This is a genomic window from Vibrio tubiashii (assembly GCF_028551255.1).
In the GTDB taxonomy this organism is placed as follows: domain Bacteria; phylum Pseudomonadota; class Gammaproteobacteria; order Enterobacterales; family Vibrionaceae; genus Vibrio; species Vibrio tubiashii_B.
Map to the genome: position 1 here is coordinate 3156612 of NZ_CP117029.1, position 26001 is coordinate 3182612.

24 protein-coding genes are annotated in these 26001 nt (G+C 43.5%); 14 read left to right on the forward strand and 10 right to left on the reverse strand.

Annotated elements, in window-relative coordinates:
* The first annotated feature begins 151 nt into the window (after positions 1–151).
* From LYZ37_RS14565 to LYZ37_RS14580, 4 genes are all read left to right on the forward strand, one after another.
* Positions 152–412: a BufA1 family periplasmic bufferin-type metallophore gene (locus tag LYZ37_RS14565; RefSeq protein WP_004745517.1), complete on the forward strand. Its 261-nt coding sequence runs from the start codon at positions 152–154 to the stop codon at positions 410–412.
* Positions 413–484: 72 nt separating this feature from the next.
* Positions 485–1342, forward strand: a complete 858-nt coding sequence (bufB, locus tag LYZ37_RS14570) for an MNIO family bufferin maturase (RefSeq protein WP_272785934.1) — start codon at positions 485–487, stop codon at positions 1340–1342.
* Positions 1339–2121: an HvfC/BufC N-terminal domain-containing protein gene (locus LYZ37_RS14575; RefSeq protein WP_272785935.1), complete on the forward strand. Its 783-nt coding sequence runs from the start codon at positions 1339–1341 to the stop codon at positions 2119–2121. The genes bufB and LYZ37_RS14575 overlap by 4 nt, the downstream gene beginning before the upstream one ends.
* 4 nt (positions 2122–2125) lie before the next feature.
* Positions 2126–2578, forward strand: a complete 453-nt coding sequence (locus tag LYZ37_RS14580; RefSeq protein ID WP_272785936.1) for a DoxX family protein — start codon at positions 2126–2128, stop codon at positions 2576–2578.
* Here LYZ37_RS14580 and LYZ37_RS14585 read toward each other — a convergent pair.
* Entirely contained in the window at positions 2575–2787 is a 213-nt protein-coding gene (locus LYZ37_RS14585) for a hypothetical protein (protein ID WP_272785937.1), read from the reverse strand. The two genes, LYZ37_RS14580 and LYZ37_RS14585, sit on opposite strands and share 4 nt — an antisense overlap.
* 95 nt (positions 2788–2882) lie before the next feature.
* Positions 2883–4925 (reverse strand): oligopeptidase A, encoded by a 2043-nt coding sequence (gene prlC, locus LYZ37_RS14590; protein ID WP_272785938.1) that lies wholly within the window; start codon positions 4923–4925, stop codon positions 2883–2885.
* A 217-nt stretch (positions 4926–5142) separates the two neighbouring features.
* On the opposite strand from prlC, the gene LYZ37_RS14595 reads away from it, so the two are divergent.
* The 9 genes from LYZ37_RS14595 to LYZ37_RS14635 all read left to right on the forward strand — a co-directional run bounded on the left by LYZ37_RS14595 (position 5143) and on the right by LYZ37_RS14635 (position 16046).
* A complete protein-coding gene (locus LYZ37_RS14595; RefSeq protein ID WP_272785939.1) occupies positions 5143–5982 on the forward strand; it encodes a 23S rRNA (adenine(2030)-N(6))-methyltransferase RlmJ in 840 nt (279 codons plus the stop codon).
* 155 nt (positions 5983–6137) lie between these two features.
* Entirely contained in the window at positions 6138–6836 is a 699-nt protein-coding gene (locus LYZ37_RS14600) for a glutathione S-transferase family protein (protein WP_272785940.1), read from the forward strand.
* A gap of 220 nt (positions 6837–7056) precedes the next feature.
* Positions 7057–8415 (forward strand): glutathione-disulfide reductase, encoded by a 1359-nt coding sequence (gorA, locus tag LYZ37_RS14605; RefSeq protein WP_272785941.1) that lies wholly within the window; start codon positions 7057–7059, stop codon positions 8413–8415.
* Between the two features lie 97 nt (positions 8416–8512).
* Positions 8513–9838, forward strand: coding sequence for a tyrosine-type recombinase/integrase (locus LYZ37_RS14610; protein WP_272785942.1), 1326 nt, complete (start codon positions 8513–8515; stop codon positions 9836–9838).
* The gene (locus LYZ37_RS14615; protein WP_272785943.1) at positions 9831–11576 is read left to right on the forward strand and encodes a hypothetical protein; all 1746 of its coding nucleotides are present in this window, start codon (positions 9831–9833) and stop codon (positions 11574–11576) included. Before LYZ37_RS14610 ends, LYZ37_RS14615 begins: the two co-directional genes overlap by 8 nt.
* Positions 11576–13624: a hypothetical protein gene (locus tag LYZ37_RS14620; RefSeq protein WP_272785944.1), complete on the forward strand. Its 2049-nt coding sequence runs from the start codon at positions 11576–11578 to the stop codon at positions 13622–13624. The genes LYZ37_RS14615 and LYZ37_RS14620 overlap by 1 nt, the downstream gene beginning before the upstream one ends.
* Before the next feature lie 2 nt (positions 13625–13626).
* Positions 13627–14085: a hypothetical protein gene (locus tag LYZ37_RS14625; RefSeq protein WP_272785945.1), complete on the forward strand. Its 459-nt coding sequence runs from the start codon at positions 13627–13629 to the stop codon at positions 14083–14085.
* 657 nt (positions 14086–14742) lie between these two features.
* The gene (locus tag LYZ37_RS14630) at positions 14743–15336 is read left to right on the forward strand and encodes a hypothetical protein (RefSeq protein WP_272785947.1); all 594 of its coding nucleotides are present in this window, start codon (positions 14743–14745) and stop codon (positions 15334–15336) included.
* A gap of 488 nt (positions 15337–15824) precedes the next feature.
* Complete coding sequence (locus LYZ37_RS14635) at positions 15825–16046, forward strand: hypothetical protein (protein WP_272785948.1); 222 nt, start codon at positions 15825–15827, stop codon at positions 16044–16046.
* Between the two features lie 119 nt (positions 16047–16165).
* On the opposite strand, the gene LYZ37_RS14640 is transcribed toward LYZ37_RS14635, so the two are convergent.
* The 4 genes from LYZ37_RS14640 to LYZ37_RS14655 all read right to left on the reverse strand — a co-directional run bounded on the left by LYZ37_RS14640 (position 16166) and on the right by LYZ37_RS14655 (position 20336).
* Positions 16166–16804, reverse strand: coding sequence for a hypothetical protein (locus LYZ37_RS14640; protein ID WP_272785949.1), 639 nt, complete (start codon positions 16802–16804; stop codon positions 16166–16168).
* Between the two features lie 16 nt (positions 16805–16820).
* Positions 16821–17942: a hypothetical protein gene (locus tag LYZ37_RS14645; protein ID WP_272785950.1), complete on the reverse strand. Its 1122-nt coding sequence runs from the start codon at positions 17940–17942 to the stop codon at positions 16821–16823.
* Positions 17935–19005 carry a hypothetical protein gene (locus LYZ37_RS14650; protein ID WP_272785951.1) on the reverse strand — a complete coding sequence of 357 codons (1071 nt, stop codon included), beginning with the start codon at positions 19003–19005 and terminating at the stop codon, positions 17935–17937. Before LYZ37_RS14650 ends, LYZ37_RS14645 begins: the two co-directional genes overlap by 8 nt.
* A 434-nt stretch (positions 19006–19439) precedes the next feature.
* On the reverse strand, positions 19440–20336 hold the full coding sequence (locus tag LYZ37_RS14655) for a response regulator (protein ID WP_272785952.1): 897 nt from the start codon (positions 20334–20336) through the stop codon (positions 19440–19442).
* 104 nt (positions 20337–20440) lie between these two features.
* Between LYZ37_RS14655 and LYZ37_RS14660 the strand changes: the two genes are divergently transcribed.
* Positions 20441–21199: a chromosome partitioning protein ParA gene (locus tag LYZ37_RS14660; RefSeq protein ID WP_272785953.1), complete on the forward strand. Its 759-nt coding sequence runs from the start codon at positions 20441–20443 to the stop codon at positions 21197–21199.
* Between the two features lie 23 nt (positions 21200–21222).
* Here the strand turns inward: LYZ37_RS14660 and LYZ37_RS14665 are convergent, their stop codons facing one another.
* The 4 genes from LYZ37_RS14665 to LYZ37_RS14680 all read right to left on the reverse strand — a co-directional run bounded on the left by LYZ37_RS14665 (position 21223) and on the right by LYZ37_RS14680 (position 25952).
* On the reverse strand, positions 21223–22143 hold the full coding sequence (locus tag LYZ37_RS14665) for an SPOR domain-containing protein (RefSeq protein WP_272785954.1): 921 nt from the start codon (positions 22141–22143) through the stop codon (positions 21223–21225).
* A 171-nt stretch (positions 22144–22314) separates the two neighbouring features.
* Positions 22315–23253, reverse strand: coding sequence for an ABC transporter permease (locus tag LYZ37_RS14670; RefSeq protein ID WP_004745529.1), 939 nt, complete (start codon positions 23251–23253; stop codon positions 22315–22317).
* 2 nt (positions 23254–23255) lie between these two features.
* A complete protein-coding gene (locus tag LYZ37_RS14675) occupies positions 23256–24233 on the reverse strand; it encodes an ABC transporter permease (protein WP_004745530.1) in 978 nt (325 codons plus the stop codon).
* 165 nt (positions 24234–24398) lie between these two features.
* The gene (locus LYZ37_RS14680; protein WP_272785955.1) at positions 24399–25952 is read right to left on the reverse strand and encodes an ABC transporter substrate-binding protein; all 1554 of its coding nucleotides are present in this window, start codon (positions 25950–25952) and stop codon (positions 24399–24401) included.
* Positions 25953–26001: the final 49 nt, after the last annotated feature.

Here is a 26001-nt window from a genome sequence, read left to right on the forward strand (position 1 = left end):
AATAACCAAAACTAATAATAACGTCATTTTCTATAATTTATTTGAAAGTTTTTAGGCGAGTTTTCTATCCTTTTAATTAAGCAAGTTGATGAATTACTTCATGATTCGCTTGCCCACATAAAGTAAAGGAATAAAGTCTGAGGAAATTACTATGAAAAAGTCTAATCTTGCTGTTACTGCCGCTGTTACTGGTTTAATTGCTCTTGGTGGCACAATGTTAACGGCTGCTCCAGCGGTCGCAGCAGAGAAAGAAAAATGCTACGGCGTGGCAAAAGCAGGTAAAAATGACTGTGCAACTAAAACCAGCTCATGTGCAGGTACATCAAAAGAAGACAACCAAACGGATGCTTTCGTAGTCGTACCAAAAGGTCTATGTGGCAAGCTAACAGGCGGCAGCACTCAATCTTCATAATAAAAATTTTAGGCGGCCTGAGGCTCAATCGGCCGCCTTACTTCTGCCGCTTCTACTTTCAAGGAACGCCCAGTGAATGCAGATCATTTTCATAATAAAGTCGGGGTGGGATTACGTTCACCGCACCTAGATTATTTCAGCCAAGAGAAACCATCACTGTCATGGCTAGAAATCCATAGTGAAAACTACTTCCAACCCTATTCGGCACCACGTCAAACTCTACGTAAGCTTGCTAATGACTATCAAATTAGCTGTCACGGTATAGGACTATCATTAGGCAGTGTTGAACGCGTTAACCGTCGTCACCTCAAACAGCTGCAAGATCTAATCAGTGAGATAAACCCTTTTCTGGTTTCTGATCATTTAAGCTGGAGTGAAAATGGTGGCCATTACTTCAATGACTTGCTGCCATTGCCTTACACTGAAGAAGCCTTAGCAATCTTTTGCCGCAACGTGCTTGAGGTTCAAGATGCGATGCAACAGCCAATGCTGATTGAAAACCCATCCAGCTATGTGAAGTTCAATCACTCGACGATTAGTGAATGGGACTTTTTAACTGAAGTCCAAAAGCGCACTGATTGTCGGCTACTGTTGGACCTAAACAATATTCATGTCTCTGCATTCAACCATGGCTTTGATAGCCATCATTATTTAGCTTCAATTCCGGCCGAGGCTGTGGATGAAATTCACTTGGCAGGTTTTACTGTCAAGCAGCTCGATAAGGGAGAAGTGTGGATCGATACCCATAGCCGTCCTGTCAGTGATGAAGTGTGGCAACTGTATCAATTCTGGTTAGAACACTATGGCGAAAGACATACCTTGATTGAGTGGGATCTCGATATTCCACAGCCAGAAGTCTTGCTCGCGGAAGCAGCCAAAGCGAGCGAGCAACTCAATCAGTGGCAAGCCGCGAAGAGGAAAGTGTCATGACATCAAATGCTTCACCTTCCCTTAGCGAATTACAAAGCACCTTTGCCAAAGCGCTGCACTACCAAGCCTCTGGTGAAGATTGCAATATTTGCAGCGATGTTTTCAGTGCCGATGAGAGAATGCAGATTTATCGCAATAACTTCATCATCAGCCTTAGTGAAGTCCTACAAGCAACCTACCCAATGCTGCACGCCCTGTGGGGGGAAGAGTGCTTTGAGCAAGTTGCCCGCCAACACGTACTCAACTACCCGTTGCAAGCCGGGGATGTCAGTCACTATGGGGAACATTTCGAACAAACTATCGAACGCTTTCCGCCGGTGATTGAAGCCGCGCCTTATAGCTTAGAAGTGGCTCGTTTCGAATGGCATATAGACCTTGCTCAACAGTTGGGGAATCAGATAAGTCTCGCTGACGATTTACGGCCATTGGCTCACCTTGCTCATGTTGCAGAAGATCAGCAACCCCAGATTCAATTGCACTTGAAACCCGGAGTGATTGCGTTTCAGTCATCTTACGCGCTGTTCTCACTCCAGCAAGCCATCAACAGTAACAACTTTGATGGTTTAAGTTTAGAGCAAGCAGAACAAGGGATTATTGCCTACTCAGCAGAAAGCGAAGTGTGGACTTTGGCTCTCGCCGCTGAACCTTATGAACTGCTCAACTATTTGTTGTCTGGCTGCATGCTCACTGAAGTCCCACCAGCGCTGCTGGCCCATTTGGACTTCCTCACTCAACATGACCTACTGGCAGGTTTCTCGCTCGCCACATTAGAAGGATAATAATATGTCTAGCGCCATTAAGAATATGCTCGAGAGCTATGATAACTGGGTCGCCAAATTTCAAGCTGGCTTTGTCCCGCTACTGCTACTGTTTTGTCGACTTTGGGTCGCTTGGGTATTCTTTAATTCTGGGCTAACTAAGATAGCCTCATGGGACAGCACCCTATTCCTATTTGAATACGAGTATCAAGTTCCGATTTTACCTTGGGAATTGGCTGCCTATATGGGTACAGCCGCTGAACTGATATTGCCTGTTTTTCTTGCGTTAGGGCTTCTCTCACGCCCAATGGCAGCGATCCTGTTTGTGTTTAACATTATCGCTGTGGTGTCTTATCCCGTACTTTGGGACAAAGGCTTTTATGATCACCAGCTATGGGGCTTAATGATCTTGAATGTCGTGGTTTGGGGGCCTGGTGTTATCTCAGCCGATAAAGTACTACGTAGTAAGCTTGGCTAATCTTCTGAAGATAAGTCTTCTTTGACAGAGTTAACCGCATCTCGTGATGCATGGCCGATCGCCTTGGTTGTATCACGGGTTGCATGACCTATCGCTGTAGTGGTGTCACGAGTCGCGTGACCAATCGCTGTTCCCGCCTCTTTTAGCTCAGCACATCCTGACATAACCACTACTAAACCAGCCCCTAACAAAACTTTGTTCAACAACATAAAACCTCCATGCAATTAATGGGAGGTATAATAACAAAAACCGCCGCTCTGTATCAGAGGGGCGGTTTCGAATTGATTAAATTCTTACTTTCAAGTTAGGCAGCAATACCTGAATGACGCAGTAACGCATCAATCTGAGGCTCACGACCACGGAAGCGTTTAAACAGCTCCATTGGTTCTTCACTTCCGCCCATTTCAAGAATGTTGTTCAAGAAGCTTTGACCGGTTTCGGTATTGAAAATGCCTTCTTCCTCAAAACGTGAGAACGCATCAGAAGATAGCACTTCTGCCCATAGGTAGCTGTAGTAACCGGCACTGTAACCACCAGCAAAGATGTGACTAAAGCTGTGCGAGAAACGGTTCCACTCTAAGCTCGGCAACACCGCGACTTTTGATTTCACTTCTGCCAGTGTATCTAAGACACGTGGGCCAACTTCTGGGTCAAACTCCGTGTGCAGAGTAAAGTCAAACAGACCAAACTCTAGCTGACGAAGAATGAACATCGCCGACTGGAAGTTTTTCGCTGCTAGCATCTTCTCTAACATTTCTTTCGGCAGTGGTTCGCCTGTTTCAAAGTGACCAGAGATAAACGCTAATGCATCCTCTTCCCAGCACCAGTTCTCAAGGAACTGACTTGGCAGCTCTACCGCATCCCAAGGCACGCCATTGATACCAGATACTGCTCCCGTCTCTACTTGAGTCAGCATATGGTGAATACCATGACCAAACTCGTGGAACAGAGTCACAACTTCATCATGGGTAAACAGTGCTGGCTTATCTCCGACAGGACGGTTGAAATTACAGGTTAGGTACGCCACTGGTGTTTGCAGCTCGCCATTTTCATTGTTACGGCGCACGCGGCACTCATCCATCCAAGCACCACCACGCTTATGTTCACGAGCATACAAATCAAGATAGAAGCTACCGCGTAGGTTGTTATCTGCATCAAAGATATCAAAGAAGCGTACCGATTCATGCCAAGTATCAACCCCTTCACGTTCAGTGACCGTCATACCGAAGACACGATTTAGCACTTCAAATAGACCACTGACCGCTTTTGCTTCAGGGAAGTAAGGGCGCAACTCTTCGTCAGAAATCTGGAACAGATGCTGTTTTTGCTTCTCGCTGTAGTAAGCAATATCCCAAAGGTTAAGTGCTTCAACGCCAAACTCACTCTTAGCAAACTGACGCAGCTCTTCTACTTCACGCTCACCTTGAGGCTTAGCCTTACTCGCCAAATCATTTAAAAAGCTAAGAACCTGAGAAGGGTTTTCCGCCATCTTGGTCGCAAGCGATTTTTCACTGTAGGTATTGAAACCCAACATACGTGCAATTTCATGACGCAGTTTCAGTTGCTCATTGATGATCTCACTGTTATCCCACTCGCCCGCTTTAGGACCTCGATCCGAGGCGCGAGTGACATACGCTTCATATAACTCTTTGCGCAGTTCTTGATTATCACAGTAGGTCATTACTGGCAGGTAAGAAGGGATATCTAAAGTCAGCAGGTAACCATCAAGCTCTTTTGCTTCGGCTGCCGCTTTTGCTGCCGCCAACGCAGATTCTGGCATGCCAGCTAGTTGCGTTTCATCTTCAACATGCTTAGTCCAACCCATAGTGGCATCGAGCACATTGTTAGAGAACTTAGAGCCTAGCTCCGACATACGCTTGCTGATTTCACCATAGCGATGCTGCTCATCAGCAGGCAGACCAATGCCTGATAGTTCAAAGTCACGCAGTGAGTCAGTGATGGTTTTCTTTTGTGCTTGAGTCAATGCTGCAAACTCTTCGCTCGCTTTGATTGCCTTGTAGGCTTCAAACAAGCCCTTATGCTGCCCAACCCAAGTACCATACTCAGATAACAGAGGCAGACAACTTTCGTAAGCTTCGCGTAGCTCATCACTGTTGACCACCGAGTTCATATGGCTCACTGGTGACCAAATACGGCTTAAGCGGTCATCCACTTCTTCTATTGGCGCTACCACACTGTTCCAAGTCGGTTGAGTGTTACCCTCTAGTACGCTGTCGATTTTAGCGCGGCAATCTGCAATCGCTTGTTCAACAGCTGGCTTAACGTGTTCCGGTTTGATCTGAGAAAATGGAGGCAAATCGGTAAAGCTAAGAAGTGGATTAGACATAAATCATTCCTTTTATTGGCAAGCGAACTGACGGGTTCGTCTATTAAGTATATTCAACGTCTTATAGATTAAATATAGGTGGCGTCGTCATTTTTCAATAGAAGGGATACGCTAAGTTGTTGCTAAATGCGAGCATCCCAAAGCCACTGAGTATATAATCGGCGAATCGTTCGTACTAACTTCAATATGGTTTAAAGACCATTTCGAGAGTGTCATTTTGTTAAGTTATCGCCACAGTTTTCACGCCGGCAACCACGCAGACGTGATTAAACATATCGTTCAGAGTCTTATTCTTAACTCACTGAAGCAGAAAGAAAAGCCGTTTGTTTATCACGATACTCACTCAGGTGTTGGTCGTTATGACTTAACCCACGAGTGGTCAGAGAAAACCAGTGAATACAAACAAGGTATCGCCCGAGTTTGGCAACAGAATGATATTCCAGAAGATATTCAGAGCTATCTAGAGGCGATTAAAACGCTTAACAATGGTGACTCACTGCGTTACTACCCTGGCTCACCACGCGTCGCTCGTGCTCACCTGCGCCAGCAAGATCGCATGGTACTGACTGAGTTGCACCCAGCCGATCACCCGTTACTTGAACAAGAATTTCATCGTGACCGCCAAGTAAGCATCTATAAAGAAGATGGTTTTAAGCGTCTGAAAGCGAGTTTACCGCCAAAAGAACGTCGTGGCTTAGTCTTGATTGACCCGCCCTACGAGCTAGCAAAAGAGTATCGCGACGTGGTACAGGCGATTTACCAAAGCCATAAACGTTGGGCGACCGGTATTTACGCGATTTGGTACCCAGTGGTCAATCGCTGCGATATCGAAGATATGATTGAAGGCCTAGAAGGTCTTGGCATTCGCAAGATACTGCAAATAGAACTAGGCGTAACCCCTGATACCAACGAGCGTGGTATGACTGCATCAGGCATGATAGTTATCAACCCTCCGTGGAAACTAGAAAGCCAAATGAACGAGATTCTACCTTTCTTGAAAGAGGCAATTGCTCCTGCAACTGGGCACTTTAAAGTCGAATGGATAGTGCCAGAGTAAATCGGACCAAATTATTTAAGGGCGTAACCTATTGAGGTTACGCCTTTTTTATTGAACGAAGAAAATATTTCAATATTTTTAAAATTAAATGTCGTCTTTTGTTTTTCTCTATCGTCTTAGTAAGTGTAAATACTCCACTACTTTAGGAAAACACCATGCTTAAGATCGTTAGCTTTATAATTTGTCCATTTGTTCAACGTGTCACTGCTGCTCTTGAAGCAAAGAAAATTCCATACGAGATTGAATACATCGATTTGAAAAACAAACCTCAGTGGTTTTTAGATATCTCTCCGAATGGTCAGGTTCCAATCTTAGTAACAGAATCAGGCACGACACTATTCGAATCAGACGCCATCATTGAATACATTGAAGATGAGTTCGGTCCTCTAGAGCAAGGTGTCACCAATGAACAACGCGCTCTTGATCGTGCATGGAGCTACTTAGGTTCGAAAAACTACCTCGCTCAATGCGGCACAATGAGCAGCAAAGACCAAGAGACTTTTAAGCAGCGCGCTGAAAAGCTCATCACTGCATTCAAAAAAGTGGAAAAGCAATTATCTGGCGACACTCAGTTCTTTAAATCAGATAACTTAAGCAACGTAGATATGGCTTGGTTACCACTGCTACACCGCGCAGCGCTAGTCAAGGCACACTCTGGTTACGACTTTTTCTGTGGTCTGCCAAAAATGCAGGCGTGGCAAAAAAACCTACTCGAAACAGGCTTGGCAGAGAAAACTGTCTCTGAAGACTTCAATGAGAAATTCTCAAACTTCTATCTAACCAACACCTATGTCGGTGAAGGTAGAGATATTCAAACTCAGGGAGGTTGTGGGTCAACAAGTTGCTGCGGTTAATCCTTTCAAATATAAAGCGGAATAGCACCTTATTCCGCTTTACTACCTATTCATCGTTATTTGTCATAAGAAATGTCACTTTTTCCCATTTAGGAAAAGGCTAGACTCGATTTATGATAGAGGGTGGGATAAATAACAAATCATTTTGGTGATATTGAGTTCGTTCACTTTCACCCCAATGTAATTGTTATCAGAAAAATTAATAATCTTGGAGAAAGTAATGGCGACTCATTTTGATTACATCTGTATCGGTGGTGGCTCTGGCGGTATCGCATCAGCAAACCGCGCAGCTATGTACGGCGCTAAAGTTGCACTTATCGAAGCTCAAGACCTAGGTGGCACCTGTGTAAACGTAGGCTGTGTACCGAAGAAGGTTATGTGGCACGGCGCTCAAGTTGCAGATGCAATGAACCTATACGCTGAAGATTACGGCTTTGACATTGACGTTAAAGGCTTTGATTGGAGCAAACTCGTAGAGAGTCGTCAGGCTTACATTGGTCGTATTCACCAGTCTTACGATCGTGTACTGGGCAACAACAAGGTTAATGTCATCAAAGGCTTTGCGAAGTTTGTTGACGAGAAAACGGTTGAAGTGAATGGTGAACATTACACCGCTGACCATATCCTGATTGCAGTAGGTGGACGCCCGACGATTCCTAACATTCCAGGTGCAGAATACGGCATCGACTCAAATGGCTTTTTCGACCTACAAGAGCAGCCAAAGCGCGTCGCGGTTATCGGTGCAGGCTACATCGCGGTAGAGATCGCAGGCGTTCTGAATGCACTTGGCACTGAAACGCACCTATACGTACGTAAAGAATCGCCACTACGTAGCTTTGATCCAATGATCATCGAAACGTTGGTTGAAGTAATGGAAGCTGAAGGGCCTAAACTGCATACTCACTCTATTCCAAAAGAAGTGGTGAAAGAAGCAGACGGTAGCCTGACTCTGCACCTAGAGAACGGCAACACACAAAACGTTGACCAACTCATCTGGGCTATCGGTCGTCACCCAGCAACCGATGCCATCAATCTAGCTTCAACAGGTGTAGAAACCAACGACCGCGGTTACATCAAGGTCGATGAATTCCAAGCGACTAACGTGCCAGGTATCTACTGTGTTGGCGACATCATGGAAGGTGGTATCGAGCTAACTCCAGTTGCAGTTAAAGCAGGTCGTCAATTATCTGAGCGCCTGTTTAACAACAAGCCAAACGCGAAGATGGACTACAACCTAGTGCCTACCGTGGTATTTAGCCACCCACCAATCGGCACCATTGGTCTAACGACACAAGAAGCGGAAGAGAAGTACGGCAAAGACAATGTGAAAGTTTACACCTCTGGCTTTACCGCAATGTACACCGCCGTAACTAAGCACCGTCAGCCATGTAAGATGAAATTAGTCTGCGCGGGTGAAGAAGAAACCGTTGTGGGCCTACATGGCATCGGCTTCACAGTCGATGAGATGATTCAAGGCTTCGGTGTCGCGATGAAGATGGGCGCAACTAAAGCAGACTTCGATTCTGTGGTTGCCATCCACCCGACTGGTTCAGAAGAGTTCGTTACTATGAGGGGTTAGTGTAGGAAAAGCATCTTACACACGTAAATAAGTCTGGAAAATAATCAATCACTGTCCATATTGTATATGTGGACAGTGATATTTTTCAGGATGATTTATGACATACCTTGTACACTCTAGCGATGTTTTCAAAGAGACTAAGCTAGAAAAATTGGATAATGGGTCATTCCATTGCCAACCATACAATGACAATATCGGATCGCTTCCAACCCTCTTTTCGCAAGACGGTGTATTCAATCACGAAGCCAACAGCTACCTGTTTTATCTCAAGGCTGTAAAAAAGGCTGAAGACCTATCTCCCTGCGCACAGGCCCTGCGTGCCTACTACCAGTTTCTTGAGGACAAGGGGTTACATTGGGGTAAATTCCCCCCCGTCAAACGTCTCAAGCCTACTTACCTGTTCCGCTCTCACCTGCTCAAGCAAATAAATCAAGGCGAGCTTGCCTACAGCACAGCCAGCGTTCGTATGAACCAAATCGTCAATTACTATAAGTGGTTGATGCACGATGGTTATTTACACATTAGAAATGAGAAGGAAACCCCTTTCAAAGTGGAGTTTGTCTCTGTTAAGAGTACTGGGATGCTTACTCATCTATCCCCAACCTTTATTGTTGAGGCCAGTGATCTACGCATAAAGGTACCCAGAGATGCGGATAGCAAAAACATCAGACCGCTATCCCCGTTAAGCCTTGATGCCCTGAATATTTTGACCCGAAACCTCTTACAAACATCTGAAGAACTACGTTTACAAGCCTTGCTTGCAATTGATACCGGCATGCGAGTAGAGGAAATAGCAACCCTAACGCTCGATGTACTAGATACCGCAACTCCACTTGCTGAGAGCGAGCATCGCTTTGAGGTTCTGTTATGCCCCCGAACCACAGGGATACAAACCAAGTTCCTAAAGACTCGGGCTGTCGAGATTTCATCGGATTTGCTCCAGTCATTGAATGAGTATCGAACGTCAGAACGCCGCCTGAAGCGTGTCGCCAAACTGAGAGAGAAAATTGAGCAGTTGGATAGCGACGCCCCTCCTTTCGCCCAGAAGACCATTGAATTACTAGAGCGCTGTGAACGTCACGAACCACTATTTGTTAGCCAGCAAGGCAACCCTGCCACAGGGAAATCCATTGAAGCTCGGTGGATTGAGTTCAGGGCTGAAATAAAACAAGCAGAGCCATCATTTACCCATCGCTTCCATGATTTGCGCGCCACTTATGGCACCTACCGCCTCAGTGACTTACTAGAGGCCAAACTGCCCGTTGTCGAATGTATGGAGTTGCTGATGGGGTGGATGGGACATAACAACGAATCCACCACTTGGAAGTATTTGCGTTTCTTGAAACGCAAAGAAGTATTCAAAGTCAAATTTGGCATTCTCGATAGCATAATGCACGAAGCGTTGGGATCTGATGATGGGTAACGTTTTCTATAGTAGCGGCTGGAAACCTGAACTATGCATTCAGTTAGATACTGACCATAGCAATAAAGCAGACTTTAATCGCTTTATGGTCAAGCATTTCCCATCCACAAAGTCATTACTGCAAGGCGGTCAGTTTGAAAATGCAGACCGCACAGGGTTTATCCTTCAGCTTAAAGCCCGATTTGACGAAGCTATCAAAGAAGGAGGCAGTCACGACACTCTCCATGGCAAATTCGCAGAAACTTCTCAATACCTGCGATGGTGCGACAAACAAGGCGAAGCGGCATTCACAAAAACTTCAATAGAGGGTTACATGAATCACCTTAATAATCAGGTGATGTTAGGCTCACTAAAAAGCTCAACCTATGTAGGTAAACTCTCTAAATTAACCATTCTTTTCAATCAATACCTTGAGCTGCCAAATCATTACTTTGATAACGTAGTGGTCAGGGACAAAAAAGATACAGAGCCTTATGAGGCTTATACTAAAAGCGATAAAAAGCAGCTCCTCCCTTTTCTAAGAGCCCTGTTCAAGCAAACCCACCAACAGTTTATGGCTGAACCGGAGAAGCATATAAACGCTCATAAAACCACGCCCACCATGACGTTTCAATGGCAAGGCGAAGAATATCGATTGTGCGCTGGTATCTCTAAAATGATGTGCGCAGGTACTTTTCTACTTGCCTATTACACCTATGCGAATACAGGCGATTTATTCAAATTAAAACAACCTGAGAATGCATCAACGACCGTTGGGGAAGCTTGGTACACCATGCCAGCTTTCAAACGTCGAGCATTTAAAACTATCCGTGTCGAAATGGGTGAGCATGAGTTAGATATCCCTAAATACTCTATCGATTTTTTTAATAAGTTGCTGGAAGCCTCAAGGCGCATTTCAAGCGGTGAGAATGCCACACTACTGCAAACTATCGCTTCAAATAAAGTACAGCGAATTAAATCCTCTAGGCTTCAAAACTTTCTTAAAACGTGGTTAGAAAAGCACTTCTTTTTCACCGACTCGACAGGTCGCAGGTTACGCCCTGTGATTAGCCGTTTTCGAGAGTCTGGTGCACAACTGACGACTTACCACCAGGGTGAACTGGCTAACGATATCATGTTAGGTAACACTCCGAATGTTCGTAAAAAGCATTATAGCGAAGGTAATCGAGTTGCTAATAACGGGATGATTCAGGATGCCATGGCAATTCGTGAAGAGCAGGTTAAGAGTGGGGTTAACACCAAGCAAGCAAAAGACAATCTAGGTATCGACGTACTTGTCATTGAGCGAGAAAATAAAGTGAACATCCCCAATTTAAGTCGAACTTCCAATGGGGGAAGCTGCGCTGACCCCTTTGGTGAGAACTCTGAAAAATACACCAAGAAAGCTCAAACCCAAGGATTAACTAAAGAGGGTGAGCGATTAGCATGTGCTAATCTGCTGGAGTGCTTTGGTTGCCCACACCAAGTTATCGTCCAATCCATTGCTGATGTATGGTGTTTACTGTCATTTCGGGCATGTATTGAGGAATCGCTTTACTTGCATTTGGATGCCCATCATTACCGCAAAAACTTTGAGCAAACCATTGGGTTTATTGACACTAAAATCCTGCCAAACATCAATACCAAAATACGCAAACAAGCAAAAGCGAAGTTAAATGATGAGGGACTTCACCCTTTATGGGATGAGCCTGAGTCTATCCTTCATTTTATTCCCAAAAGCTTGGAGGTAAGTAAATAGTGCCAGTTAATCACCTTTACCTAAATGATTTTCCAGAAAAGCACAAAGTTGAAGAAGTAGATATTGTTACTCTCTATCATGAAGAGCGTTTTGAAGAGTTAGATGATGTAATTGTCTGCAAAGATAACAGTGGAAACGTCACTGCAACCTTTGTGCAAAATGATTGGAATTGTAAACCTTTTTCTCGAAGAAAATCTAAGAACAACCTAGCAACCAACGAGTTTGATAATGTACCTGAACTACAAAGAGAACTAAAACTTCTCACCTATGGTTGGCTATTTAATAAAAACCCGAAACGGCGAAAAGCCGCTTCATTTTCAAGCGTTGAATCAAGATTAAAAGACATAAAAATCGCTTATCGCTTTTTGGCTGCCCATAAACACACCTCGCTTCAAGCGCTATCAAAGCCTACTGTATGGCAAGCCTTTAAAGAGGACTTGGTAAATAACGAATATGTTATTAGCACAATAGAGAAGTGCTTTGCTGGCATCAACAGTGCCATCGATTACGCCGCGTGGCACAAGATAAACCTTGGCTTTGCAAAGAAGGTTGAAAGCAAGAAATTAGCCCGCGAACTTAATACTATTGGAAAGCAGCAAACTCTCGTGATTCCAGAGCGCCTATGTGATGCCATTTACGGCAAAGCCATTGAACTTATTGAAAAAGCACACCCACACCGAGAGCTTATAGAGAACACGAAAAATGCATTGCAAAACAACTATCTAGAAGGTAAGTGTATACTTGATAACAAGGTAGAAAATGGCCAAACCTTTACCTTCATGCTGGATGAACGGAATATTGATACCAATAAATACTCACTTGCTATTGCCGATAATCAACCGCAAGAATCTAGCGACATTATTGCACCTTTGGCGCAAAAACTCCCTGGCATCCCACTTAAACATGGAATTGATTTTAAGCGATATTTGGGGCAGTTAATTGCTGCTAGCTACATTGTCTGCGGAGGGTTTAGCGGTATGCGGGACTCTGAACTCGATAAGCTTACCCCTAACAGTTACTACAAAGACAGCTTTGAGGGGCGTGACTATCACATGCTTCAATCTCACTCCTTTAAGTTTGGTGAAAAGCGAGAAACATGGGTGACAGCTAGGTCTTCAAAAATTGCAGTTGAACTAATGAGTTCCCTCACCCAAAAATGGCGTAAAGAAGCACAGTATCCAGATGAAAAATACACCAACTCACTTTGGGTGAGTCAATCTATCCGTTCAAGAACACCTGTTTTGATCACTGATTGGAATAAACGCCTAAAGCGCTTTTGTAAACACTTTAATTTCATTGTGATGCAGGAAGATTATCAGGAATGCCTAGACTCTAATCCAAGGTCTCAAGAGAAAATAAAAAAAGCTATCAAGGTAGGTAAGCCTTGGCCTCTGGCTACGCATCAATTTAGACGCACTCTTGCATTTTATTGTATTAAAAACCGATTAGGGACACTTGTTTCGCTAAAACAGCAGTTTAAGCACTTATATCTGGCTATGACCGAGTGGTACACCAATGGTGGAAAACTGGCAAGCCGAAGAGACTTAAAAGTAGATGAGCAAATACAAAAGGCACTACATGAAATAAATGCAGAAACCACCGCAAATAAAATCTTTAAGCAATGGCATTCTGATGAAACACTATCAGGAACTCATGGCAAAACGATCATGAAAATGCGGGGGGAGGTTCCGACCATCTATAGCTCTTGGGATGTGATATACAAGGCTGTCAAAGATGGCAAGCTGACACTTCATGGCTCAATGCACAGTTATTGCAAATCCGGCTATGACTGCGATATGGACGGTGTGGTCGCGCCCCAGTTCTGTGTGGACTGTGGTTCAGGTAGTAGCATCATTGATGAACAACAGGCCAAGTGGTGGCAAAAAAAGCACCGCAGCTTGGTTGCTTACATGGGATCTGGTGAAGAAATATCGGTGAGTGAGCATGGCCACTATGTCACTCAGGTAAGGGCCGCCGAAAAGGTCATGAAGGACTTCGATATGAAATTTACGCCATTTGAAGCTGAATTAAGAGTTGTGGGTGTTTAATTATGGGAAAAAGTGAAAATACACTTCTCGTCCTTGAAGCTGCTTTACAGCGTATTGCAGAAGGTAAACCCAAACATATACCGACGACCAGGAAGCTAAGTGTCAGGGCCGTAGAGGAAGAGGCAAACTTAGGCAACGGCAGTGGTTATTACTACCCTGAGTTTGTTGAAAAGGTTAAGCAAGTCAAAGCTGAAATCGCAGCCGGAAAAGGTGAGCATGTTCAGCCAGAAATTCAGACGGTACGTGCAAAGCTCAATGAGCAAAAAAGAATAAAGAGTAACTATAAAGAAAAGTACAACGAAACTCGGGAGCAATTGGCCTTATTTGTGGCCTCTCAGCACCACCTGAATGACAAGTTGGTTAAAGCCTTAGCAAGAATTGACGAGCTTGAATTTGAGAATGCAGAGCTTCGAGAAGAGCTTGCCAACCTTAAAAGAAGCAAGGTCGTGCCAATTAAGTAATGCTAGCATTGCCCACTTGGAGCATACTCGAGTGGGCTTGCCTACCGCACATCGATAACTCACATCTGGACAAAAATCAGTTTCGGAAAATCAAATATTAGCAGTTACTGAATAACTATATGCATGGCAAAGCGAGTTTTGAAAAGCTAAAGCGATGAATAAAGTCGCATCGCACTAGCCAAAAAGGTTCATCTGGGTGCGGATTGAATGATATATGTTAAGTAGATGCAATGATGCGCAAGTTCTTCAAGGCTGATATATCTGTACTCTCCCATTTACCATATTGCCTCATTCCCCTTAAAAATTGCTCAATAAATAATCGCTTTTTTAAGTAAAATACTCTCCCAATTACCATGTTGGTATGTATGTTAACCATTATCAGTGCAACTTAAATTATTGAATTTTATTGATTTAATTTAATTTTTTTATTAATTTGCTCTATCGCTCTATCTAGATATATAGGAATTGATGATCAAAAATACATCCATACGAACAACAACAGGCTTTCAAAATGGATACAGTACTTACGATTTTCAATCAAATAACGCAAGCATCAACCGAATCATTAATTGTGATTGTGGTTCTATGCTCAATGGGATTTTCATACTTGATCATAAAAATGGTGCTCAAGACCATTTCAGGTAAAGGGGGTGATGAATGAGAAATAATAGGTTTGGAAGCTTACCGAACTGGTGGTTTCGTAATGGGACACTATTCTCTGAACTTAAAGCAAATCAAACAGGTGAAGGAATAGCAGCAATGAAATGCCTACTAGCTTTGTCTGTATTGATTGATTTCTATACTAAAGATGTAAATGCATCGATAACAGATCTAGAAACAGTGACAGGGTTGAGCCGCCCAATGGTAATCAAAGGGATAGCGAAGCTAGAAAGTCTTGAGATTATCGATGTAGATAAAAAGGGCTATAGAAACAGCTATAAATTTATGGTGAAAGATGATGATACCCGTTGGGCAAAAGTGCCATTAGATATGACCAGAAAACACCTAAAATCGATATCTAATCGCGGTATAGCTCCATTCGTAGCACTTAAGATATACATTACATTGCTAAGTCTTCGATGGAAGGACGATGTGAACGTAAAGTTGTCACACGAAAAGATAAGAGAGTATACAAGGGTGCAACCCAAACAAATAAGAACTGGTCTTGATGTACTATTCTCATGTTCATTGATACATCTGACAGTCAAAGAAGAACAGACAGCAAATGAGTACAAACTGATAGGGCTATAAGAAAAGACCGATACCCCTAAAAGGGGCATTTTCGTGTTACATACCCCTCCAACAAACCTCTGGACACTTCTAAGTTACGAAGCTCCACCCGTGATATGTGATTGCTCGCACTAAGTAATTTGTCCCAAAGTAACACTGGTGGCGCTGAAAAAGTTCTGTGGTTGAGTTGTTCCAACATCAGAGCTTCTAGTCTAATCAAGCTTATCTCGGAAAATCCGTAAACTCTCTACAAAAGCGGTTTTACCAACGCCTCTTTCGATTACAACAAGAGCAATATGTCACCAAGAAATCATAAGCGACTGATATTTAGTTAATTTAAATTATTTCCCGGAATTTAAATTCCAAAGTTCGTTTTGCTTTAATGAATTAATCACGTGAACAGCAGGTTTTAGAGATTTAAGTACATTTTCCCCGAACCAATCAGTAGTATGGTAGGTAAAAATGTGTATATACACATCAATAGACTAGGCTTAGAAGGAGTATTCACTATGGAAACCAAAGTCATTAACAACGATGAGCAACACGCTACCACTGAAGCAATACGAGGCTTTATTGAGGGTTCTGTAGCAACCATCAGCCTGGGTCCTGATGGCATCGTAATTACACAATTTGGTTCGAAGACAAAAGTGCTTAGTGGAAAGCAGGCTGCTCATATCGCATCTGAGATGCTCGCTCTTATTAGAGACACATATAACGATGAAGCGAGCTAAATATTTTTTAACACTGCCAGTGTTCTATTATCCTCTGATTGATGGACAACTATCATTGGAATAGATGACAACCCAACTGATTTTTAAATCAACTGGGTTATCTTTACTTTATTGATCAGCTATTGGTTTATGAGCGTACTTTTGATTGATGGCAGAATATAACCCAGATGCTCATCCCGAGCCCTTAAGCTACATGTTTTCGATAGCTCAAAATCAACGGTATGCCCATCAACGTAAATTGAGCTACTAAGTTTATCTAGCTTATATTCCTTGCCCTCTATAAGCTTTTCTAGTGACTCAAACGCATCTTTTATGCTCGTTATTTCAATACTAGCTTTCGCGGCTTTGTCTATAACTATGCGACTAACTTTTACTTTTCCAGTACCTTCAAGTTTAGCGTTGAGGTCACTTTCAAGTACGCCTTTAAACGTTTTCAAATTCAGTTCTGGATTGCTGAAGCCAACCTGAAAATCAAATAGCCTTGTAAAGCAATCCAAAAACGTCCTCGTCGACTTAGGCGAATTGTAAATCACCATCAGTAGCTTATTTGTATCAAGAGCCTCTATATGAAAGCTAATATTCCTATAGGTAACGTATGATATTTCATCGATAACATTACCAAATTGGTCATAAGTTTCATCGCTAAGCTCTACTTTTTCAGAGTACGTAGCGTGAAGAGCTTCCGACTCACTCAGTGACACGCCGTGAAATGTAAAGTCATGCTGCTCATCAGATTGCTGCCTTAATTTAGACAGCATTTCTGAAACGCTCTTTTTACTGTTTATTAGTAGTAACTTCAGCCTCTGACGACTCATTTTCGTCCTCCCCTAGAGTTTCTGCTACAATTTCATCGACTATTCCACGTGCAGTGTCTTCGATAAGCCTAGATATCCGTAGCTCTTCTTCCTTGTCCAATTTGGACGGGTTTTTGTTGTATTCACCCTTGGTTTTATACTTGAATTTCCCTCTCGTTATGTAAGAGAAATCCTCAAAGGTCTCTGGTTCACCGAACATCGCTTCCATTACATAGATATCCGAACCTACAAGTTTCTCTTCAAATTTCCATCTAATTTTGGAAATGTAAAAACCGCGATTATAGAATTCTTGAAGCTCATCGGACTGCAGTACGCCCTCACCTTTTAGTGAAGCTCTGCTTATATGTATACCAGAATCCCCAGATTTGTCTTTCTCATCATCTGTTGGCTTCGGGTGGAACACATAAACGTCCGTTACATCTATTGGCTCAAACCCGTCCATTCGATAAAGCAGCTTTTGAAAGAACCTAGTACGAGCGCCAGGGTCTTCTACAGAAGCCAGATTGATACGAGTTGAGTCAAAGCCCTGACCAGCCTCTTCTGCCGTCAGTGCGACAGACTCTCGAATCGTTTTCTCGTATCCTTTTACTTTTGGATTGTCTGGATATCTTACTGTGTAACCAGAGTCCGTTTTCTCAATCGTAATTGTCGCTTCTTTCTTAACAATCTGTTTGAAGTCAGATTTGGTGTAGTCAGGTGTTTCATAAGTTATATCAACGACATAGTTACCATGCTTATCTTCATGCCAAATACACAAATCCTTTTCTTCAGTGACTTGCTTCTTAAGGACATTCAGCGTCGTCTCCAAAGATTCTTTATCTACGTCAGTGGTGTAGTCACTCGTCGTCGTTTTCTCTTTGCGCTGTACCACGCCCATCGCTGACGCTATCTTTTGATGGTCATAGTAGTCGTGGTTGTATTTGGAGAACTCACGAGCAAGTTCTTCTCTCTTGGTTTCGGTCGATATGATAACGCCTCGCGAAAGGAATAAGTCCCTCAGTTCAGAGTTGTTAATCTTCGATGTGTTTAGTGCGTCAAATAAAGCTTTATCAGTAACGCTATAAAGGTAATTTTTATGCATGAACACCCTTCCAACCGATATCTTCTGAGTTATAGAACTCTATTTTGTAAGTAATTAACTCCAGTTTAATATCGAGTCTTTTCTTCATTTGTTCGTCATACCCCCACTCATGTGCGTATTTTTCCAGTGCTCTGTTAAAGTGAGAGCGAGCTGAACCGCTAGTTTCAGTGTGAGGCACTTTTAATCGAATCTTATTTCCAGCATTTAATAGCTGGTACTTTGAAAGTAAATCCAAGAGGTAGAGGAACTCATTGTCTGTATTTGCCTCTCGGTTGTAATAAACAACGTAACCAGGATCGTATACGGTTTTAATTTCGCCATCCACAATGTCTTTTACCTCGTCATGCTTGATGATGATAAAAGGCGATGACAGCATTTCGATAGTCGCAGGCAGGTATTTCTGGGAAGAAACTACCTTATGAAACGTCAATTCAGGGTAATAAAAACCAAATTCTTTTTTCGGAAATGTGCTCAGACGAATCATATCGCTAATATCAGAGGCGATAGTCATCCAATAGTTAATCTGAAGCGGTTCAACGAAGTGCAGTTTTTTATCTTTGGGGACTGGTATTTTTGAAAGCTGCACAGGCTTAGGAGCTCTACCTTTTTGACCTTTTTCGCGCTTCGGCGGATAGAAGAAATCGAAAAAGCCTTTTTGAAACTCATTGTCGTGGTTGTAAACGAATAGTAGACCTCGAACCTCAAAATCGCCTGCGGGAATCAGGTACTTATCTCGCCAGTGCGTACTATTTTCGGCGCAATCAATTGTCTTCGCCAAAGAAGTTAAAGCTTCTTCTATTTTAGTAGGGCTTATAGAACCTTTACCGTAACTTTTTAAATCGGTATTAAATAGCACGTTCTTGTTGCTGTACGGATCTTTATAGCCAAAGACGACATCAACAGGATGTGTGTGCTTTTGGTCTTTTTCTTTGTCTACGTGTTTTTCCTGCTTTCTGCATGGAAAGTCTTGGTCATATGGACCATATTGCTCCCATTTAAAAATGCTTAGCAAATTGGAAGATACAACTTTTGCGATCTCCTCGCGAGGCCCATTTTCAGCCATTAACTCTACCTCTACTATAGAAAATTAAGCTTGTTCCAAACTTAGCCTCATGATATGCCAATGATTGCTTACCTTCTAGTGGCTAACTCAATGTACCATCAAGTTTTTCTCTTGATTGTGATTTGTCTTATCTAAAGTGGCAGCGTTAAGTTGGTCAAACTAACTTTGGGGCATAAATGATTTAGGAACAGGTCAAAATCGAGTTCTTGGCTGTAGTGGATTTTCTGGAAAGTGATATAGTGGATATATCGTTTTTAGGAAAAATCGCTCCAAAAGTCGATTTTTCTGGAAAAGGCTCACATGCCTTTTCCCTTGTACCTTTCCAGATTTATTTCAGAAACCGCCTGTGTTGGTATCTTGTGACTATGCGTTAATCGCTGATGCACGACGTTAAACATAAAAAGCAGACCTTGTGTCTGCTTTTTCTTTGCCAGTTAAAAGCCGACTAAGGTGACTTTCCCTTGTAGAGCTCCATCAAGCTGGCAGGTGAAATCCACCCGCTTATCCGCGTCTTTATCGTATAAAGTTTTCAACTTATCAAACTCACTAGGAACAAAACTGATATTTTTTAGACGTAAGCTCTTACGAGTTTGGCTGTCTAAAAATGCCAAAGCTGAACGGTCAAGAACTTGATGGCAAGCATCCAATACCCCCTTGCTCGCGAGCTTGCTCTGAATAACTTGCTGGATGTCCCCCTTCGAGATAGCAGCGCTTGCCTGGGCAAACACGCAGATCGCATGCAGGTCGAGCATTGCTACAGCACGAGGGCGTTGGGTGGCGGTATCTTCATATACAGCTAACAGACAGGGGATCTTACTTTCATCAAACAGTTGCGGGGCGATATTATTAAGAGTTAAGCCATTGCCGAGCTCTCTCTGAAGTAATTTCTCCAGTTGCGATAGCTTTGGCAAAGCTAACTCTTTTTGCACTTCAGTGATCGAATCGAGTGTTTTCTTACTTTCTTCCACGCCTTGCACTAAAGGAAGCAAGTAACGATGCAACTCACTGTCTTCGAAAGGCTTGGTTAAAACAAAGCTGGCACCAGCCGCTTGAGCTTGCTTGATTTGGCTATCATCATCAACCGTAGTAATCATGCCTACCTTTATCCCAACCCCAAGCTTCATAAGCTCTTCAGTGAGTGTTAGACCTGTCATATCCGGCATGTACCAATCTGTTAGCACAATATCTGGATGCCATTCTTTTGCCAGCTCTAATGCTTGAGTCGCACTGCAGGTTTTCTCGATCGATAAACGACAATAACCAAAGCTCTCTAAGCCCCGCCTAACTATCTCCAAAGTTGCCTTACTGTCGTCCACAATCAAAATTTTCACAGGTCGCCGTCACCTCCCACATTGAACTGTCTAAATTATAGGCATATTTTCCACTGACAACTAAACTTACAGTCGATGAATGTCCCAACTTACGTATTTGATAGATGGATTTATTACCGAGATTAACTCTAGAAAACCTAATTGCCCTCGCGGTCGACTTTGGACTACTGATACTTTTGGTGTGGTTTATCATATTGCTTTTGATTTTGCGCGAGTTCCGTCAGTTTGCCCGCCAGGTCGTCAGTGGCCGTGATATGGACAGAAACACTTACGAACTGTGTCAGCAGTCTGTCGATAAGGCGCTCAGCTACACAGCCGACAATGGCGATACACTCAATGACTTAATTCTGATTCAACAGGCTCTGGAAAGTCAGGTATCCCAAATCAAAGCGGCTAAGGGTGAGCTTAGCGCACAAGAGAAAGAGTCTATTGATGAGTTAAACCAGAAACTCAATAAGTCACACCGTCTCATTAAGAAACTAAAAGGGGATTTGGATAAAAGCGTTAAAGGCTTGCGAAACGCCAAACGGCGACTGCTAAAGCAAACAGATACGGTAGAAAGCTTACAACTGGAAAATGAACAGTTAGAAAAGCAATTTGAACAGCTTGAGCAAGAGTACATTCAAATCAGTGAATCGGGTGGGTCGGCAAACTTAGCCAAAGAGTTCCAACAAGAGAAGCAGCAACTGCTCGATCAGCTTGAAGAGTACAAACAGCAAGCAGGCTCACAAGACGACATAGCCAGTTTAGCGGCTGAGCTCGAAGCCTCTAAGCAGCAACTGCACCATATGAGCAAAGAGAAAGATTTTGTTGAGAAGAAATATTTAGAGCTGTTGCAAGAAGCAGAACAAAAAAATCAGTAGCACGAGGCTACTGATTTCTTAGCTTATTTCACACACATAACATTCAACAGTGAAGTACCTTTTAGCTTGTTGGTTTTGCCACTGGTAAATAACCCTGACTTCTCAGCGCCCCAATAAGGTAAATGCATTGGCCATTTGTCTTTCTGCATCACGTTTGAAGTAAGCAGTGCTTGCCACTCCGTTGGTGTTGCTAAGCGCATGCCTAAGCGATAACAGGTTTTATAGGCCCCTTCGTAGTCGAGTCGATTCCACGGCAGCTCGTGTTCCATATAAAACTGGTCATTGCTGAACATGGTGTATGGCACCTTGTACTCAATACCAGAAACCGTCGCTGCTAAACGAATAGAAACATCAGATTGACGCGGCTTAGGCTCTTGAGCCAAAGGTTTAATCGGTTCTGGCTTGGCTTTCACTGGCGCAGGTATCACAGTAGTAGACTGCTGTGATTTTACGACAGGCTTAGGTGTTGCGGGTTTAGGTGCCGGTTTAGCTTTTACCTGCTTTACAGGAGCCCCCTTGACCACTTCTCGCACAAATGCTTCTTTATAACCTGGCTCAGTTTTCACTTTCGCCAGATCCGCATTTGCTTGAGCAAAGTCTGTATATGGGCCAATCAAGCAACGGTAAGCTTTGGCTTCTGGCTTTGCCCACACATCGGTAGAGATATGTTGGTAGAGCTTTTTCGCCTTTGGAAGAGACAGTGGTTTACTAAATACACCACACTGAATCCAGAAGGTTGACTCTTGGCCACGCGGCTGAGATTTACCCCATAATCCTTTACCTATTGGGCACGACTTATCTAACAATGGCAACTCATTGGTTGATGCCTGAGTTGCATCGCATAAAAATTCTTCAGCAAGCGTTGGGGCTGACAAAGCGGGCAAGGCTAATGCTGCAACAAGACTCCAACACTTCAAAAAAGTTTGTTTAGGCTTTGAGGCCATATTGATATCCATACTCTATAAACTTAACTTCGAGTTTATCCATCTACGTGAATCACTATAGTGACTTTCTTGACGGTTCACTGCCCTGAAAATGAGAATGCAAAAAAAGAGCCGTAATTAATTACGGCTCTTAGTGTAGATAGGTTTTTATAATCAAATCTTAGGCTTGGATCACCCTTTGTAGATTTTTGGGTTAAATACGTCACGTAACCAGTCACCAAGTAAATTGATAACCAAGACTAAAGTGACCAGTACGATACCCGGGAATGCCGTAATCCACCATGCACCAGAGAAAATGTAGTTAAATCCAATGCTAATCAGTGCGCCCAAAGAAGGTTGGTCTACCGGTAGACCTAAACCTAGGAAAGAAAGTGCCGCCTCCGACATGATGGCATTTGCCACCTGTACCGTCGAAATCACCAAGATTGGCGATAAACAGTTTGGCAGGATGTGACGGAACATGATGCGCGGAGCTTTAAAGCCCATCACACGTGCTGCCTCTACGTATTCTTTCTTCTTCTCAGCCAATACTGAAGCACGAATAGTACGTGCATACTGAGGCCATTCAGCCACACCAATGATCACCACTAGCATGACGACCGCATACTGGCTGTAGAAATCACTACCAAAGCTGGCTTTAAAGATAGCCGAGACAATGATTGCCACCATCATGGTTGAAAACGATAACTGGACATCCGCGAAACGCATTAAGAAGCTATCAATACGGCCGCCGAAGTAACCCGCCGAAAGACCAATCACAATCCCTAGCACAAGCTGTAAACCTACCGCTAGGAAACCAATGGTCAGAGATAGACGCGAGCCATAAAGAATCGTTGAAAGGATATCTCGACCTTGCTCATCGGTCCCTAGCAGAAACTTCTCATCGCCATCTTCCATCCAAGCTGGAGGAAGCTCTGAATCCATAATATCAATTGACGACAAGTCATACGGGTCAGTCGGTGACAGAATTGGTGCGGCCAAAGCCATCACCAAGAACAACATAAACACGGTAAAGCTGGCCATCGCCACTTTGTCGCGCTTGAAGTAGTACAAGAAATCCGATTGTTTAAATCGCTCCCAGCGTGAAGGAGCTGCTGCAGTTTGACTCATGATTAAGCTCCTTTACCTGTTAGATTTACGGTCGGGTTGATGATGCCGTATAGCAAGTCAACAATGGTGTTGGTGACAACGAAAATCAGACCAACGAAAATTACGTAAGCGGTGATTAACGGTGTATCTACACGGTTGATTGCTTCAAGGAAAAGAAAGCCCGTTCCAGGCCACTGGAAAACAGTTTCGGTTAGGATGGTATACGCAACCATGGTACCAATTTGAACACCACCAACGGTAAGCACAGGTAGCATGGTGTTTTTCAATGCGTGCTGGTAGTAGATTTTATTAAGAGCCAGACCTTTTGCTTTACCGAACTTGATGTACTCAGAGCTCAGTACCTCTAGCATTTCAGAACGTACAAGACGAATAAAGAGTGGCAACATAATGGAAGCTAGAGCAATACAAGGTAAAACCAAGTGCGCTAAACCATCAAGAGTAAAGTAGCCCGATTCCCAGCCAAGCAGATTGGCGGTTTCGCCTCGGCCATAAGATGGTAACCAACCGAGCTCAATAGAGAATACATACATCAACATGATTGCGGTTAAGAAAACCGGAATCGAAATCCCGATGCTACTGCCAGCCATGACAATTTTGGTAAATATACTTTTTGGGTGAATGGCTGAGTAAACACCAAGAGGGATTGAACAGAATACAATGATTAGCGTAGCGCCGAACACGAGCTCTAGCGTTGCCACTAACTTATCCAGAATCACTTCAACCGCAGGGCGCTTGAAGAAGTAAGAAGTACCGAGATCACCTTGTAGCGCATTACCAACAAAGCGAGTGTATTTTGTAATGAAGGGATCATTCAAACCTAGTTCGTCACGCAAAGCTTGGCGCTCTGATTCGGAAACCGACTGACCAACAAGCTCACGCAATGGGTCGCCGAGGTTATCCTGAATGGCAAACGCCACTAGACTGATCACAAACATCACTATCAGTGCCTGAAACAGGCGCTTGACCAGAAACGAAAACATTCCTTGCCCCTTTAACTTTCCATAGATTTCAGTCTGCAGAACCAGACAAAACTGGCTGCAACTTTCAGTCTTAAAAATGGCACTTAACCCGACTGAAACAAAGCTAAACACCAAAAGTCGACCAAGCGCTCACTTCATTGAGCACTTGGTCTAGCTCACTAGCAATTATTTAACTACTAGGTCACCAAAGTATGGGAAGTTCATGCCGTTGATGATTGGACCAATCTCAACGTTGCCTTTCGCTGCCCATGAAGGATCTTGCCAGTGTAGAGGTACGAATGCCGCTTCGTTGTATAGAATCTCTTCCACTTTCTTCAGTGCTTCACTACGCTTAGCTAGGTCAGTCATCTTGTTGGTCTCTTCGATCAACTTATCAACTTCAGCGTTTGAGTAGTGGCCACAGTTGTACTGGCCTTTACCGGTTTCAGCGTTACGCGTCATTGCTAGGAACTCAGTGAAGTTACCTGAATCTTCTGTATCTGGGTGCCAGCCGATCATGAGCATGTCTGCTGCACACTTATCGAATTCAGGCCAGTATTGAGCTTTAGGCATTGTCTTCAGATCAACCTTGATACCGATCTTAGACAGCATTGCTGCCGACGCTTGAGCGATCTTGTCATCGTTCACGTAACGGTTGTTTGGCGCCATCATAGTCAGTGAGAAGCCGTTCTCATAACCCGCTTCTTTCATCAGCTCTTTTGCTTTCTTAAGGTCGTAGCGAGGTTTTAGGTCTGCGTTGTAACCAACGAAGCCAACTGGGCTCTGTTGACCTGCCGCAGTAGCTGCACCCTTCATGACTTTCTTAGTGATGCCTTCGTTGTTGATTGCGTAAGTAATCGCTTGACGAACACGTACATCTTTCAGTGCTGGGTTGCTGTTTTGGTTCATTTGGAACGTAATAACACGCGTACCAGGCATAGTGTATAGATCTACGCTGTCAGCTTTCTTGATACGCTTGTAGTCATTTGGCGCTACCGGCGCAATCATATCTACGTCACCAGATAGAAGTGCTGCAACACGAGTTGCATCTTCTTTGATTGGCACTAGCGTTAGCTTATCAACGTTACCGCCTGAACCATTATCCCAGTAATCATTGAAGCGTTCGAAAGTCACTTTTACACCCTGCTCACGTTGAGTGATGATGAAAGGACCAGTACCAGATACGTTAGTCGATGCGAAAGAGTTACCGTGCTTAACTAGCTCAGCTTTATCTTTGCCGTCTTCCGTTTTACCTGAGTAGAACTTGCTATCCATTGGGAATAGGTAAGTCATGACGTTTTCTACTAGTGGGTAAACGCCGTCAGTTTTTACTTCCACTTCGTATTCGCCAACTTTTGAAATCGAAACGATTGGGCCAAAGATACCTTTAAAGTCTGGTGAGCTCTTCAGACGGTCAAACGTCCAAACTACATCGTCAGCAGTTAGCGTGTTACCTGAGTGGAACTTAACGCCTTGGCGAATGTTGAAATGCATTGTTTCGCCGTCAATACGCTCCCAAGACTCCGCTAGACGAGGTTCAAATTCCATCTTCTGGTTAAAGCGGATAAGCGGATCAAATACCATGTGAGACATTTGCAGTGTACCGCCAGATAGCTGCTCATGCGGGTCAAGTGACACAGGGTCAGCGTCATAAGCGACGGTAATATCTGCTGCCGCTGCACCAAAGCTAAGGCCAGCTGCCATTAAAGCCACTGCTAGTTTGCTTTTCATGGTTTTCATTGCATAACTCCTTATGCGGGATTTTCTATCCCTAGTTGTTGTGTTTGCT